The organism is Nevskia ramosa DSM 11499 (assembly GCF_000420645.1).
Lineage (GTDB): Bacteria > Pseudomonadota > Gammaproteobacteria > Nevskiales > Nevskiaceae > Nevskia > Nevskia ramosa.
The window spans coordinates 57,510-72,573 of record NZ_ATVI01000008.1; the positions used below are offsets into that span (position 1 = coordinate 57,510).

The 15,064-nt window shown below is 64.6% G+C and carries 15 protein-coding genes; 13 read left to right on the plus strand and 2 right to left on the minus strand.

All coding sequences use genetic code 11. The annotated features are described in order from the left end of the window. The first annotated feature begins 11 nt into the window (after positions 1-11). From ribD to G513_RS0113840, 13 genes are all read left to right on the plus strand, one after another. Positions 12-1,211 carry a bifunctional diaminohydroxyphosphoribosylaminopyrimidine deaminase/5-amino-6-(5-phosphoribosylamino)uracil reductase RibD gene (gene ribD / locus G513_RS0113780; protein WP_028475538.1) on the plus strand — a complete coding sequence of 400 codons (1,200 nt, stop codon included), beginning with the start codon at positions 12-14 and terminating at the stop codon, positions 1,209-1,211. Between the two features lie 2 nt (positions 1,212-1,213). Continuing rightward, the gene (locus G513_RS23065) at positions 1,214-1,813 is read left to right on the plus strand and encodes a riboflavin synthase (protein ID WP_022977438.1); all 600 of its coding nucleotides are present in this window, start codon (positions 1,214-1,216) and stop codon (positions 1,811-1,813) included. Next, on the plus strand, positions 1,810-2,985 hold the full coding sequence (ribBA, locus tag G513_RS0113790) for a bifunctional 3,4-dihydroxy-2-butanone-4-phosphate synthase/GTP cyclohydrolase II (protein WP_022977439.1): 1,176 nt from the start codon (positions 1,810-1,812) through the stop codon (positions 2,983-2,985). The genes G513_RS23065 and ribBA overlap by 4 nt, the downstream gene beginning before the upstream one ends. Positions 2,986-3,005: 20 nt before the next feature. Continuing rightward, positions 3,006-3,566, plus strand: a complete 561-nt coding sequence (gene ribH / locus G513_RS0113795; RefSeq protein ID WP_245563120.1) for a 6,7-dimethyl-8-ribityllumazine synthase — start codon at positions 3,006-3,008, stop codon at positions 3,564-3,566. After that, positions 3,559-4,053, plus strand: a complete 495-nt coding sequence (gene nusB, locus G513_RS0113800) for a transcription antitermination factor NusB (RefSeq protein ID WP_084711539.1) — start codon at positions 3,559-3,561, stop codon at positions 4,051-4,053. Before ribH ends, nusB begins: the two co-directional genes overlap by 8 nt. A gap of 23 nt (positions 4,054-4,076) precedes the next feature. Next, the gene (thiL, locus tag G513_RS0113805) at positions 4,077-5,063 is read left to right on the plus strand and encodes a thiamine-phosphate kinase (RefSeq protein WP_022977442.1); all 987 of its coding nucleotides are present in this window, start codon (positions 4,077-4,079) and stop codon (positions 5,061-5,063) included. A gap of 119 nt (positions 5,064-5,182) precedes the next feature. Then, positions 5,183-5,968 carry a glutamate racemase gene (gene murI, locus G513_RS23070; RefSeq protein WP_051144450.1) on the plus strand — a complete coding sequence of 262 codons (786 nt, stop codon included), beginning with the start codon at positions 5,183-5,185 and terminating at the stop codon, positions 5,966-5,968. Positions 5,969-5,970: 2 nt separating this feature from the next. Continuing rightward, positions 5,971-6,492 carry a phosphatidylglycerophosphatase A family protein gene (locus G513_RS0113815; protein WP_022977444.1) on the plus strand — a complete coding sequence of 174 codons (522 nt, stop codon included), beginning with the start codon at positions 5,971-5,973 and terminating at the stop codon, positions 6,490-6,492. A gap of 93 nt (positions 6,493-6,585) precedes the next feature. Next, positions 6,586-8,394 (plus strand): acyclic terpene utilization AtuA family protein, encoded by a 1,809-nt coding sequence (locus tag G513_RS0113820; RefSeq protein ID WP_022977445.1) that lies wholly within the window; start codon positions 6,586-6,588, stop codon positions 8,392-8,394. A gap of 164 nt (positions 8,395-8,558) precedes the next feature. Next, positions 8,559-10,229 (plus strand): electron transfer flavoprotein-ubiquinone oxidoreductase, encoded by a 1,671-nt coding sequence (locus G513_RS0113825; protein WP_273454050.1) that lies wholly within the window; start codon positions 8,559-8,561, stop codon positions 10,227-10,229. Between the two features lie 21 nt (positions 10,230-10,250). After that, positions 10,251-10,898, plus strand: a complete 648-nt coding sequence (can, locus tag G513_RS23075) for a carbonate dehydratase (protein WP_022977447.1) — start codon at positions 10,251-10,253, stop codon at positions 10,896-10,898. 74 nt (positions 10,899-10,972) lie between these two features. After that, positions 10,973-11,719, plus strand: coding sequence for an electron transfer flavoprotein subunit beta/FixA family protein (locus tag G513_RS0113835; protein ID WP_022977448.1), 747 nt, complete (start codon positions 10,973-10,975; stop codon positions 11,717-11,719). A 26-nt stretch (positions 11,720-11,745) separates the two neighbouring features. After that, entirely contained in the window at positions 11,746-12,687 is a 942-nt protein-coding gene (locus tag G513_RS0113840) for an electron transfer flavoprotein subunit alpha/FixB family protein (protein WP_022977449.1), read from the plus strand. 114 nt (positions 12,688-12,801) lie between these two features. Here G513_RS0113840 and G513_RS0113845 read toward each other — a convergent pair whose 3' ends face one another. Both G513_RS0113845 and G513_RS0113850 read right to left on the minus strand, forming a co-directional pair. Next, positions 12,802-14,322 (minus strand): DUF3943 domain-containing protein, encoded by a 1,521-nt coding sequence (locus G513_RS0113845; RefSeq protein WP_022977450.1) that lies wholly within the window; start codon positions 14,320-14,322, stop codon positions 12,802-12,804. Positions 14,323-14,363: 41 nt separating this feature from the next. Continuing rightward, the gene (locus G513_RS0113850) at positions 14,364-14,984 is read right to left on the minus strand and encodes a TetR/AcrR family transcriptional regulator (RefSeq protein WP_022977451.1); all 621 of its coding nucleotides are present in this window, start codon (positions 14,982-14,984) and stop codon (positions 14,364-14,366) included. Positions 14,985-15,064 lie beyond the last annotated feature (80 nt).

Genomic DNA, 15,064 nt, shown 5'->3' on the forward strand with positions numbered 1-15,064 from the left:
GCGAGTCGCCAATCGAGCCGCGGACGTTCATGGCCCGCGCATTGGCGCTGGCCGCGCAGGGCCGAGCGACGACTCATCCCAATCCCAGGGTCGGCTGCGTGATCGTTCGCGATGGGCGAATCATTGGTGAAGGCTGGCATCAACGCGCTGGGGAGCCGCATGCCGAAGTATTCGCGCTCCGATCTGCTGGCGAGCTAGCGCGTGGCGCCGATGTCTACGTGAGTTTGGAACCCTGCGCCCATCACGGCCGCACGCCGCCCTGTGCCGATGCGCTGATCGCCGCCGGCGTTGCCCGCGTGTTCGCGGCCGTTGGCGACCCATTCGATAAGGTCGCCGGCAAGGGCTTTGCAAAGCTGCGCGCGGCCGGTATCGAATGCGCCTCCGGGCTGATGGAAACCGAAGCGCGCGCCCTGTGCCGCGGCTTCCTGTCACGCATCGAACGCGGCCGGCCCTGGGTGAGCTTGAAGCTGGCGATGAGCCTCGACGGCCGCACCGCGATGGCCAATGGCGAAAGCCGCTGGATCACCGGCGAGCAGGCGCGCGCGGACGTGCACCGCCTGCGCGCCGAAGCCGGCGCGGTGCTCAGCAGCAGCGAAACAGTGCTCGCCGATGATCCCGAGTTGAATGTTCGTTTGCCGACCGATTATTTCTGGCCTCGTCATGCCTTCCCTGGCGAGGCCGGTCACGCCGATCGACCCCCTGCGACGCCATCCCTAGCGTCGCCTGCCGGAGGGAACAGTGCCATTCAAGGCACTGTTCCTTATCTCCGGCAGCCGGATCGCATCGTGCTCGACAGTAGCGCCCGCGTGCCGACGACGGCGAAGGTCTGGCGTGAAGGTGCGAGGCGTTTTTGGCTGACCGCCGAAGCCGGCATGAACGCAGCCGAAAACGTCGAAACCGTAGTCATGCCGCGCGACGCCAACGGCCAGGTCGACTTGGCCGCAGCACTGGCTTTCCTCGCCACGCGCGACATCAACGAAGTGCTGGTCGAATGCGGCCCGCGCCTCGCCGGAAGCCTGCTGCGCGCGAATCTCGTCGACGAGCTGATCGTCTACGCGGCTCCCAAACTGCTTGGTGACGCCGCCCGCGGGCTCGTCCGCCTGCCGGGCCTGGAGCGACTGGCCGATCATGTGGCGCTGGCATTCACTTCGGCCGAGCTGCTCGGCCCGGATCTCAAAATCACCGCTCGCCTGACGAGCAAGGGAAGTTAAGGATGTTCACTGGAATCGTCGAAGCGCTGGGGCGCATCGAAAAGCTGGAAGCGGTCGGCGGTGATGTGCGCCTGACCATCGCCACCGACGGCGCCTATCTGGATGGCGTCAATCTCGGCGATTCGATCGCCTCCAACGGCGTCTGCCTGACGGCCGTCGCGCTGCCGCGCAAGGCGTTTGTCGCCGATGTTTCGGTGGAGACATTGGACGCGACCACTGCGCGCAGCTGGGTCGCCGGCACGCCGCTGAATCTCGAGCGGGCGCTGACCGCGCACAAGCCACTCGGCGGCCACATGATGTCCGGGCATGTCGACGGCGTCGGCCATCTGGTCGAGAAACACGTCGATGCGCGCTCCTGGCGGCTGACGTTCGAAGCGCCGCAACTCATCGCCCGCTACATCGCCCGCAAGGGCTCGATCGCGATCGACGGAGTAAGCTTAACGGTCAATGCAGTGGCCGGCAGCCGGTTTGAAGTGAATATCGTGCCGCACACCTGGGAAAACACGACGCTGGGCGCGCTGGTGCCGGGCAGCAAGGTCAACCTCGAAGTCGATCTGATTGCCCGTTACCTCGAACGCCTGCTGGAGGCGAGACAAGCATGAGCAAGATCAGCAGCATCCATCCGATTTCCGAAGCTCGCGCTGCCGACGCGCGCGGGCGCACGCTCGATCCGATCGAAGACATCGTTGCCGACATCCGCGCCGGCAAGATGGTCGTGATCATGGACGACGAGGATCGCGAGAACGAAGGCGATCTGATCATGGCGGCGAGCCTTTGCCGCGCCGAGGACATCAACTTCATGGCGCGCTTTGGCCGCGGCCTGATCTGCCTGACCCTGACCGCCGAACGCTGCCGCCAGCTGCGTCTGCCACCGATGGTCGCTTATGGCGACGACCTGCATCAGACCGCGTTCACGGTGTCGATCGAAGCCTCGAAAGGCGTGACCACCGGCATTTCCGCGCATGACCGTGCCCACACGGTGCAGGCCGCGGTGAAGGCCGATGCGCGTCCGGAAGATCTCGTCCAGCCCGGCCACATCTTCCCGCTGATGGCCCAGCCGGGCGGCGTGCTGACCCGCGCCGGTCATACCGAAGCCGGCTGCGATCTGGCCCGCCTCGCCGGTGTCGAGCCGGCCTCGGTGATCGTCGAGATTCTCAACGACGACGGCACCATGGCCCGCCGTCCGGATCTGGAAGTGTTCGCCCGCGAGCACGGCCTGAAGATCGGCACCATCGCCGATTTGATCCGCTACCGCCTGCATCACGAGCACACCATCGAGCGCGTTGCCGAAACCACGGTGCATACCGAGTTCGGCGATTTCCGCCTGGTCACCTACCAGGATGCGGTCGAGAACACGCTGCACATGGCGATGGTGTGCGGTACGGTCGATGCGGAAACGCCGACCCTGGTCCGCGTCCACATCGGCAACCTGCTGTCCGACGTGCTCTGCGTCGAGCACAGCGATTTCTCCTGGCCGATCCGCAAGGCGCTGCAGCGCGTGGCCGAAGCGGGCAGCGGGGTCATCGTGCTGCTGCGCAAGAACAGCTCGCCGCGCGATGTCGTCAAGCAGATCGTTTCCCTGAGCACGCCGCACGCTTCGGCGCCGTCGCAGACCTCGGACGAGGCGCAGACCCTGCGCACCTACGGCATCGGCGCGCAGATCCTCACCGACCTCGGCGTGCGCAAGATGCGCGTGCTGTCCGGCGCGCCGCGCAAGATGCAGGCACTGTCCGGCTTCGGTCTCGAAGTCGTCGAATACGTTCATACCCACTGATGTCCACCGCAGAGCGCTCCGTGCCCAAAGCCGTCAAGAAAGCTGTCCAGAAAGCTACGGTGAAGCTGCCGCAGCCTGTCGCTCACAAGGGCGCCCACAAGAGTGGCTACGCCGCGCCGCCGAAGCCGGAGAAAGGCGAGTTCAAAGGCAAGCGTATCGCCGTGGTCGCGACGCGGTGGAACGTCGAAGTTGTCGAAGCGCTGACCGTCGGCGTTCACAAGTGTCTGAAGGACTGGGGCGTGTCGCCGCGCAGCGTGCAGTCGTTCATGGTCCCCGGCGCTTTCGAGCTGCCGCTGGCGGCCTCGGCGCTGATGGACAGCGGCAAGTTCGATGGCGTGGTGGCACTCGGCGCGGTGATCCGCGGCGATACGCCGCACTTCGAGTTCGTTGCCGGCGAATGCTCCCGCGGCCTGCGCGAAGCGGCGCAGATCTACGGTGTTGCGCTCGGCTTCGGCGTGCTGACCGTCAACACGGCGGAGCAGGCTTACGAGCGCTGCAAGCCGGGCAAGGAAAACAAGGGCTACGAAGCGGCCGCCGCGATGCTCGAGATGATTCGCCTGCTGGATTCGATCGATGTCTGAGCCTGTGCCCAGCCATTCACCGAACAGTTCAGCCAGCAACGCTGCCAGCTTGGGTGTCAACCCGACCAGCCGTCGCGGCCTGGCCCGGCGTCTGACCGTGCAGGCGGTCTACCAGTGGATTCTCAATCAGACCGCGCCGGAAACCCTGATCAAGGAATTCCGCGAAATGCCGGACGGCCTCGGCCGTGCCGACCCGGAATACTTCGGTGAACTGCTGCGCGGCACCGTCGCCGATGCCGCAACGCTGACCACGCAGATCGTGCCGCATCTCGATCGCCCGCTGAATCAGCTCGATCCGGTCGAATATGCAGTGCTGCTGATGGCCGTGTACGAGCTGAACAACCGGCCGGAAGTGCCGTATCGCGTGGTCGTCAACGAAGCCGTGAACCTGGCCAAGGTGTTCGGTGCCGAAGACGGCTACAAGTTCGTCAACGGCGTGCTCGACAAGATCGCGCGCCAGGTGCGGGCCACCGAAATCGGCGGCTGAGCAAGCGCGCGCTCGGCCGATCCATGGACGAGTTCGCACTGATTCGCCGTTACTTCGCGCCACTGAGCCCAGCGGCCGAAGGCGTGGTGCTCGGCATCGGCGACGATGCCGCGATCCTTGCGCCACCAGCCGGCCATGAGCTGCTGATGACCAGCGACACCCTGGTCGCCGGTCGGCATTTCCCGCTAACCACTGCGCCGTACGACATCGGCTGGAAAGCGCTGGCCGTGAACCTGTCCGACCTCGCGGCGATGGGCGCCGAGCCACTCTGGTTCCTGTTGGCGCTGACCCTGCCGCAACCCGATGAAGCCTGGCTCGCCGGCTTCGCGGCTGGCCTCGGCAGCTTGGCCCGCAAGCACGGCATTGCGCTGGTCGGCGGTGACACCACGCGCGGCAATCTGTCGATCACGATCACCGCTGTCGGGTCGGCGCCCGCGGGTTCCGCGTTGTGCCGCGATGGCGCCAAGCCCGGCGATCAGATCTGCGTCACCGGCACGCTTGGCGATGCCGCGCTGGGTCTGAGATTGAATGGCATTGAAAGCCGTTCGCCCTGCGCACAGGACGAACATGATCTCGTCGCACTGCGTGCGCGGCTGGATCGGCCAGTGCCACGCATCGAAGCAGGCCTCGCGCTTCGGGGATTCGCAAATGCCGCGATCGATCTGTCCGACGGCCTCGCTGGCGATCTCGGCCATGTGCTCGCGGCCAGCGGTGTCGGTGCCGGTCTTCGGGCGGATGCGCTGCCGATGTCCGAAGCTTTCGCCCGACAGGCCGAAGCGGGCGACCGTCTCGCCTTGCAGGCCGCTGGCGGCGATGACTACGAACTCTGCATCTGCTTGTCGCCTGATCGTCTGGCCGCGGCACAGGCGGCCATCTCACCGTTACCGCTGACGGTGATCGGCACGATCAGCGCCGAACCCGGCCTGCGCTGGCATGCCGCCGATGGCGCATTGCTGGACCCCGAGTTGCACAGCTACCAGCACTTCGATGACCGCTGCTTACCTGATTGAGATCCTCCCGGCCATCCATGGCGAGACTGAGTTCCTTATCACCACCGCCGGCCCGGCCATCCATGGCCGGTCGTTCGCCGTCATCGCGAGACATGCTCGCGCAGCATGACGGCTCACCCATGATCGGCGTCTTCGACTCCGGCCTCGGCGGTCTGTCGGTGCTGCGCGAGATCGTTGCCAGGCGTCCGGATATGTCGGCGATCTATGTCGCCGATTCCGGCCATTGCCCCTACGGTGTGAAGTCCGCCGATCAGATCATCGAGCGGGCGACGGTGATCACCGATTTCCTGCTCGCGCAGGGCGCGCAGCTGATTGTCGTTGCCTGCAACACGGCGACGATCGCCGCCGTCGAATACCTGCGCGCCAACTATTCGGTCCCCTTCGTCGGCATGGAGCCGGCGGTGAAGCCGGCCGTAGCCCGCACGCGCTCCGGCGTCATCGGCGTGCTGGCTACCGGTGCTGCGCTCGCCGGCAACAAGTTGCTGACCTTGATCGACCGCCATCGCGGCAGCGTTCGCGTGATCACCCAGCCTTGTCCGGGCTTGGTCGAGCAGGTCGAGGCCGGTGATCTCGATGGCCCGATTACCGTGGCGCTGCTGCGCGAGTACGCGCTGCCGCTGCTGGCGGCAGGTGCCGATACGCTGGTGCTCGGCTGCACGCACTATCCGTTTCTGCGCGAGGCGCTGGCGCAGATCGTCGGGCCGGACGTGGTGCTGCTCGATACCGGCGAGGCGGTTGCGAGGCGAGTCGACAGCCTGCTGCCAGCCGTTGATTCCGCCGCCGCGGCAGGTGCGCTTCGCTGGTACAGCTCGGGCGAGTTGCAGCAGATGAATCGCGTCGGCAGCTGCTTGTGGGGCGGTGCGATCAACGCGGATGCACTTACTGAAGACGACGGAGCCCGCTGAGCATGCAATCGAAATCGGCCCGCAACGCCTGGCGCCCGAACGCCCGCGAGATCATGACGTCGCCGGTGCATCTGCTCGCGTTCGGGCTTGGCAGTGGCCTGATGCCGAAAGGGCCGGGCACCGCCGGTACCGTGGTCGGCATTCCGCTGTTCCTGGCGATGATGCATCTGAGCCTGCCGGTCTTCGCTGCGCTGACCGTGGTGCTCTCGATCTTCGGCTGCTGGGTCTGCGGTGAATCGGCGCGCCGGCTCGGCGTGCATGACTACGGCGGCATCGTCTTCGATGAAATCGTCGGCTATGTGATCGCCGCCGCACCCTTGCTGCCAGTGCTGGCGCTGAACCGCCACGGGCTGTGGCCGGGACTGATCGCCGCGTTCGTGCTGTTCCGCATCTTCGATATCTGGAAGCCCTGGCCGATCAGCTGGCTCGATGCCAGGATGCAGGGCGGCGTCGGGATCATGGTCGATGATCTGGTCGCTGGCGTATTCGCGGCGCTGGTGCTGCTGGCTTTGCTGGCCATCTGAAGCCAAGGCGGTAAGCAGCCGTGTTCTGGCAATCCATCTGTACATCGTGCAGATTGGCGTCTCGGCCATTGCCGATTCAAGCAATCAAAATTGATGATTACCCGGAAAATCCGTATCGGCTGCGCCTCCGCGTTCTGGGGTGACACCAACACTGCAGCGGCGCAGTTGCTAAGCAAAGGTACGCTCGATTACCTGGTTTTCGACTACCTCGCCGAGATCACCATGTCGATCCTCGCCGCCAAGCGGATGAAGGATGCCAACGACGGCTATGCCACCGATTTCGTCGAGCACGTGATGGCGCCGCTGATGCCGGAGATCAAGCGGCAGGGCGTCAAGGTGGTCGCCAACGCCGGTGGCGTGAATCCGCTGGCCTGCAAGGCCGCGCTGGAAGCAGCGGCGGTGAAGGCCGGTGTCGATCTTCGGGTCGCGGTGGTGCTCGGCGATGACCTGATGCCACGCAAGCCGGCATTCGCCGATCTGGTCGAATGGGAAACCGGTGCTGCCGCGCCTGCGACCTTGCTGTCGATGAACGCCTACCTGGGTGCGATTCCGATCGCACGAGCGCTGGCGGCTGGTGCCGACATCGTCATCACCGGCCGCTGTGTCGATTCCGCGGTCGTGCTCGGGCCGTTGATGCACGAGTTCGGCTGGGCCGAGACCGATTACGACCGCCTGGCCGCCGGCAGTCTCGCCGGCCACATCATCGAATGCGGCGCGCAGTGCACCGGCGGCAACTTCACCGACTGGGAATTGGTGGCGCCGGGCTATACCGACATGGGTTTTCCGATCGTAGAATGCGCCGTCGATGGCAGCTTCGTCGTGACCAAGCCCGAGGGCACCGGCGGCCTCGTCTCGGTGCCCACCGTGCTCGAACAGATGCTCTACGAGATCGGCGATCCCCGCGCCTATCTGCTGCCGGACGTGTCCTGCGATTTCTCGGACGTTGCGCTCGAACAGATCGGGCCGGATCGGGTGCGGGTCAGCGGCGCGATCGGCCGGGCGCCGACAGCGAGCTACAAGGTCAGCGCCACCTATCCGGCCGGTATGCGCTGTGCCGCGCTGTTCATGATCGGCGGCATCGACGCGGCGAAGAAGGGCAGGGCCTCGGCGAACGCGATCATCGAGAAGGTGCGCCGGCAACTGCTCGAACAGAAGCTCGGTGATTTCACCGGCGTCGACATTCACTGCATCGGCGCAGAAGAAAGCTACGGCGCGCAGGCCCGGATTGCAGCGGCGGCAACCCGCGAAGTGGTGGTCAAGATCGCGGTTCAGCATCCGAACTCGAAAGCGACGCGCTTGTTCGCCCGCGAGATCGTCCAGGCAGCGACGGCGATGGCACCCGGCTACACCGGCTACTTCGGCGGCGGCCGACCGGAGCCGAGCATGATCCCGCGCCTGTTCACGACCCTGGTCGCGAAAGACCGGCTGGCGATCGAAGTGGTGATCGGCGATCAGCGTTTCCCGGTCGTGGTGCCGACCGCTGGCGGCTTCGTCCATCCGGGGCCGTCACGGGTCAGCGATGCGAAGATTCTGTCGAGTGACGAGACGGTGACCGTGCCGCTGATCCGGCTGGCAATCGCTCGGTCTGGCGACAAGGGCGACCACGCCAACATCGGCGTCGCCGCGCGCAAACCCGAGTTCCTGCCGGCGATCCGCGCGGCGCTCAGCGAAGCCGCCGTGGCCGGCTGGTTCGCCCAAGTGCTGGCGGCACCGGGCAAGGTCGAGCGCTGGGATCTGCCGGGTACATCCAGCCTGAATTTCCTGCTTCACCACGCGCTCGGCGGCGGCGGCGCGGCCAGTCTGCGCAGCGATCCGCAGGGCAAATGCTTTGCCCAGATGCTGCTCGAATTTCCGATCTTGGTGCCGGCGGCTCTGTTGATGGAACCAGCCTTGGTTCAATGATCTGGCAGCGGTCTGGCTGTTCCATCCGGCTTGGGATGCACAGTTCGGCGACCAGATAGTATGATTGCATACCAATTTTCGGCTGATCTGCATGTTGCAATGCGTCACGCGCGGGTACAATTGCCAACCCATACTCTGCAGTATCCATAACTAGCCACTGCCTGATTCGAGCCAACATGACTGTTGAACGCGATGTGATGGAGTACGACGTTGTCATCGTCGGTGCCGGCCCTGCCGGTCTTGCCGCCGCCTGCCGTCTGAAGCAGAAAGCCGCCGAAGCCGGGGGCGAAATTTCTGTCTGCGTGGTGGAAAAGGGCTCGGAAGTGGGTGCCCACATCCTGTCCGGCGCGGTGTTCGAGCCGCGTGCGCTGAACGAACTGTTTCCGAACTGGAAAGAGCTTGGCGCGCCGCTGGAAACGCCGGTCAAGCGCGACGACATCTATCTGTTCACCAGCGAATCGGCGTCGATCAAGCTGCCCGGCCTGTTCGTGCCTAAGACCATGCACAACGAAGGGAACTACATCATTTCCCTCGGCAAGCTGGTGCGCTGGCTGGCGACGCAGGCCGAAGGCCTCGGCGTCGACATCATTCCCGAGTTCGCCGCTCAGGACGTGATCATCGAAGACGGTATCGTTCGTGGCATCACCATCGGCGACAAGGGCGTCGATCGTCACGGCAACCAGACCGCCGATTTCGCGCCGGGCCCGGAACTGCGCGCCAAGTACACCTTCTTCGCCGAAGGCTGCCGCGGCCACATCGGCAAGCGTCTGCTCAAGGATTTCGCGCTCGACAAGGACGCCGATCCGCAGCACTACGGCATCGGCCTCAAGGAACTCTGGAAGATCGATCCTGCCAAGCATCAGCCGGGTCTGGTCGTCCACGGCGCCGGCTGGCCGCTGGGCCTCGGTTCGGAATCGACCGGTGGCTCGTTCCTGTATCACCTCGAAGACAATCTGATCGCGGTCGGTCTGATCGTCGATCTGTCCTACTCGAACCCGTATCTGTCGCCGTTCGACGAGTTCCAGCGCTTCAAGCAGCACCCGGTGATCAAGCAGCATCTGGAAGGCGGCGAACGTCTTTCCTACGGCGCGCGCGCAATTGCCAAGGGCGGCTACAATTCATTGCCGAAGATGGCGTTTCCGGGCGGCGCGCTGGTCGGTTGCGATCTCGGCACGATGAATTTCTCCAAGATCAAGGGCAGCCACACGGCGATGAAGTGCGGCATGCTCGCCGCCGAAGCCGCAGCCCAGGTGCTGCTGGCCGGCGCCGAGGGTGGCGACGTGCTGAGCGGTTATCCGACCGCGTTCAAGGCCAGCTGGCTGCATGAAGAGTTGTACTGCAGCCGCAATTTCGGCCCGGCGCTGCACAAGTTCGGCATCCTGTTCGGCGGCGCTTTCAACTGGGTGGACCAGAATCTGTTCGGCGGCAAGATTCCGCTGACCCTGCACGACACCACGCCGGACTATCTGACCCTGAAGCCGGCGGCGCAGAGCACCAAGATCGAATACCCGCGGCCGGACGGCAAGCTGACGTTCGACAAGCTGTCGTCGGTGTTCCTGTCCTCGACCAATCACGAGGAAGAGCAGCCGGTGCATCTGAAGCTCGCCGATCCGTCGATCCCGATCGACAAGAACCTGCCGATGTACGACGAACCGGCGCAGCGCTACTGCCCGGCCGGCGTCTACGAAGTGATCGGCGAGGGTGATGCCAAGCGCTTCCAGATCAACGCCCAGAACTGCGTGCACTGCAAGACTTGCGACATCAAGGACCCGGCGCAGAACATCACCTGGATCGCTCCGGAAGGCTCGGGCGGCCCCAACTACGCGGCGATGTAATCCGCACACACCGGCGCTCCGATGTCCGACATCCAGCATCTGCTCGACAATAACCGCCGCTGGGCGGCCGAGATTGATCGCACCCGTCCTGGCTTCTTCGCCGGGCTGGCCAAGCAGCAGGTGCCGGAATATCTGTGGATCGGCTGCGCCGATAGCCGGGTGCCGGCCAACGAGATCATCGGCCTCGATCCGGGCGGCGTGTTCGTTCACCGCAACATCGCCAACGTTGTGGTGCCGACCGATCTCAACTGCCTGTCAGTGCTGCAGTACGCGGTCGACGTGCTGAAGGTCAAGCACGTGCTGGTGGTCGGCCATTACGGCTGCGGCGGCGTCCGTGCGGCACTGGATGGCACCCGCGTCGGTCTCGCCGACAACTGGCTGCAGCATGTGCGCGACATTGCTTCCAAGCATCGCGAGCGTCTGACCGCGGAGTCGGACGACGATCGTCGCGCCGATCTGCTCTGCGAACTCAATGCTCTGGAGCAGGCGAGCCACATCTGCGAAACGACGATCGTTCGCGATGCCTGGGAACGCGGTCAGAACCTGCGCGTTCATGCCTGGGTCTATGGGCTCAAGGATGGTCTGGCTCGCGAGACCGGCTTCAGCGCCGGCAGCGCCGCAGAATTCGCACGTCTGCGGCAACATGGCGTCCCCGGCCTGACTGCCTGAGCCGTCATCGCGTCAGTCCCGGCAAACTTTCCCGCAAGTTTTTATTACCTCCCGTTGCCCGCTAGAGAGAAAAGATGAAAGCACTGGTCAGCGTCAAAAGAGTGATCGACTACAACGTTCGCATCCAGGTCAAGCCTGATGGCTCGGGCGTGGTCACGGACGGCGTCAAGCACAGCGTCAATCCGTTCGACGAAATCGCGATGGAAGAAGCGGTTCGTCTGAAAGAGAAAGGCAAGGTCACGGAAATCATCGCCGTCACCGTCGGTGGCGCGAAGTGCGAAGAAACCCTGCGCACCGCACTGGCCTTCGGCGCCGACCGCGCCGTGCACGTGAAGGTGGATGAAGAAATCCAGTCGCTGACCGCCGCACAGGCGCTGGCCGCCGTGTTCAAGAAGGAAGGCACCGAAATCTTCTTCCTCGGCAAGCAGGCGATCGACGACGATGCCGCGCAGACCGGCCAGATGGTTGCCGCACTGCTTGATCTGCCGCAGGCGACGTTCGCATCGAAGGTCGACATCGACGGCGGCAAGGCCACGGTCACCCGTGAAGTCGATGCCGGTCTGGAAACGCTGGAAATCGATCTGCCGGCGATCATCACCACCGATCTTCGCCTCAACGAGCCGCGCTATCTGAAGCTGCCGGACATCATGAAGGCGAAGAAGAAGCCGATCGAAGTGGTCAGCCTCGCCGATCTCGGCGTCACCGCCGCCGCCGCCCTGAAGCGCGTCAAGGTCGCCACCCCGCCGAAGCGCTCGAAGGGCGTGATGGTGAAGACGGTTGACGAACTGGTCACCGCGCTCAAGGGCAAGGGCCTGATCTAACCGTCTTCAACCTTAGGAGTATTTTCATGAGCAAGATTCTGATCATCGGCCAGCAGGCCGAAGGCAAGCTGAACAGCGGTATCGCCAAGGTCGTCAACGCGGCCAAGGCCATCGGCGGCGAAATCCATGTCGTCGTCTTCGCAGCCGATGGCAGCGCCGCTGCCGCCCAGGCCGCCGCCATCGACGGTGTCACCAAGGTCATCCAGATCGACCGCGCCGAGAACGACCACGGCCTCGCCGTGATCGTCGAGCCGCAGATCGTCGCCCTCGCCAAGACCGGTTACAGCCACGTGTTCGCGGCCGGCACCACCTTCGGCAAGGACCTGTTGCCGCGCGTTGCCGCCAAGCTCGGCGTGCAGCAGGTGTCGGACATCATGGCCGTGCACGGCGCCACCAGCTTCGATCGCCCGATCTACGCCGGCAACGCGATCCTCACCGTCGAAGCCCCGGCCGAGCCTTGCGTCGTCGCGACGATCCGTCTGGCCTCGTTCCAGGCAGCCGGCGATGCCGCCGCTGCCGCGCCGATCGAGAAGCAGACCCTCGACGTGACCCTGCCGACCCACACCCGCTTCGTGAAGCTGGAAGCGCAGAAGAGCGAGCGTCCGGAACTGCAGAGTGCCACTCGCGTGGTCTCCGGCGGCCGTGCGCTGGCATCGAGCGAGAACTTCTCGATCATCTACTCGCTGGCCGACAAGCTGAAGGCCGGCGTCGGCGCCTCGCGCGCTGCCGTCGACTCGGGCTACGTGCCGAACGACATGCAGGTCGGTCAGACCGGCAAGATCATCGCGCCGGAGCTGTACTTCGCGATCGGTATCTCGGGCGCGATCCAGCATCTCGCCGGCATCAAGGACGCGCGCACCATCGTCGCCATCAACAAGGATCCGGAAGCTCCGATCTTCGAAGTGGCGGACTACGGTCTGGTCGGCGATCTGTTCACGCTGGTGCCGGAACTCGAATCGAAGGTCTGATTCGCGGCAACATCGCTAGCTGAACCCACGAAGGCCGGGAAACCGGCCTTCGTCTTTTCTGCCGCAAGGAAGCAAGCGGTCTTGCCCGTCGGTTACTTGTCGGCGTTTGAAGCTCTAAGGCTCGCCGAGCTTCGGTCGCCAGTCGACAGCACCGAAGCGCGTCTGGCCCAGGAAGCTGTAGGCCAGGCTGAACACGCCGACTCTCTGGCGGGTATTGCCGGTCTCGACATAGCTCGCGTCACGGCGTGACATCGTGTACTTCAGGGTCAGGCCGTGCAGGTTGTAGATGCGCCCGGTCAGGCCGATTTCGGCGCGCAGGATGTTTTCTTCGCCCGACGTGTCCTTCGAGGCCAGGCTGCCGACGTAGTAATCACGCAGGGTCGCTTCGATCGACAGGCGATCGCCGAGGATCAGCCGCGAGGTCAGCAGCCCCTGGGGCGCGATGCCGTTGTGATAGTCACGCTCGCCGGCACCGCGGACCGCGCCTGCCGAGCCGTAACCGAGGCTGGCCAGCGCCGTGCTCTGCAATGCGATCGTGCGCGACAGCCACCACTGATTGGTGGTGCCGAGGCCGCCTGCAGTGGTCGACACCCGGAAGATCTGCGGCGAGATGTAGTCGTAGCTGCCATACAGGCCCCAGACGCCGCGCACGTTGGCGCCGGCCGAGTACGGTTCGCCAAGCAGCAGGCCGCGGGTGATGACGTTCTCGAAGACGTTGGCGGTCGAGGCCGTGAACTGGAAGTGGAAGTAGTCGAACGGCCGGTCGTAGCGGTAGTCCGGCTTGCCGGGCAGACCGTAGGCGATGGTGAAATCAGCCGTGCCTTCGCCGTTGCGATAGCTCTGCGGAATCACCGGGCCACCGACAGTGCGGTTGCTGTTGACGTTCGAGCTGACGTCGGCATCGAAGTTCACGCCCAGCTGCACACGCGTGTAGACCGCTGGCGCGTGGCTGCGGAACACGCCGTCGAAGCGGTCGCCATAGGCCGCACGGTTGAAGCCGGTGGACGGCGAGATCAGCGCCGCGGCGATCTCGCGCAGCACGCCCGGACGGCCGGTACCGCTTTCCAGCAGCAGGCTGGCCATGCGAAACAAAGGCTCGCCGAGGAAGCTGCCGCCGATACCGGTGGTGAACTGATCGTTGATCGACGGTGCCGTGGTTTCGCCGGCCAGCTCCCAGAACAGGCTGCCGAGCAGGGTGGCCGCCGAGGCCTGCCAGTAATCCAGACCGGCCGAGCGCGCGAAGCCGTGATACATCGAGCCCTGATACGGATGGCCGAACTGGTTGATCGCGAACGGATCATTGTCGACCACCCATTTGCCGCCGACGTTGCGGCGGATCGAATCCAGGGTGACGTTGTATTCGTCCTTGTCGACGAAGTAGCGGTCGACCCGATTCAGCAGCATGTCGAAAGTGATGATGTCGAAGGCCGTCAGCCAGTAGCTCTTGCCGTCGCCCTTGCCCCAGTTCAGCACCGGTTTCGGCGAGCCTTCTGCAAAGGCGTTCGGTGCCTTCTGCTGAGACGGGGTATTGAGCTTCGGATCGTCGGCTGGAAGCTGGCCGAAGCAGGGCAGGCTGCCGAGGCTGGTCAGCCCCAGGACACAACTCGCGACGGTCTGGCGGGTAATGCGCACCATCGGTGTGTCCTCGTAAGAACTTCGAGCTTAATCGTTAATCGTCAGCGTGCCGCGGCCGTTCCCCCGACCGCCCGCACGCAGAACACACAGATCGAGCGGATCAGCGCCTCGCGATCCTTGACCACTTCGCGAGCGGGGCCGATCGGCCCGACCAGCGCTTCGGTGTACGCGCCGACGATGCAGGCGGCGCTGGCATCAAGGTTCTGGGTCGGGAATTCTCCGTTGGCAATGCCATCGGCCAGGATCGCGCGAATCACGTCGGCGAAGCGTTTGCGCTCGCGGATGCGGGCGATGTCGACTTCCGGATCGGCCGGTTCGGCAATGAACGCATAGGCCAGATTGGGGCCGTTCAGCGCCCTGCGGGTGAAGGATTCGACGGCCGCGAACAGGCGCTCGGTGGCGGTGCCGGGGCCGGTCCGGATCGCGTCGAGGATCTCGATTTCGTAGGTCACCGCTGCCGCCAGGACTTCGACGAACAGATCGGTCTTGGCCTTGAAGTGACGGTAGATCACGCCGGTGGACATGCCGGCGACATTGGCCACGGCGCTGATCTGTGCGCCGCGCAAGCCACCGCCGGCAATCAGGCCGCGGGTGGCGTCGAGGATTCGCTCGCGATTGCTCGCGAGGCGTTCTTCCATCAGCGGGGAACGACGATAGGCCAAAGGAAAGGTCTACAAATGATTGGGAATTCAAGAAATGAAGATTACTTCATTTCTTGTGCTAGATTCCGCTCGCCAATTGG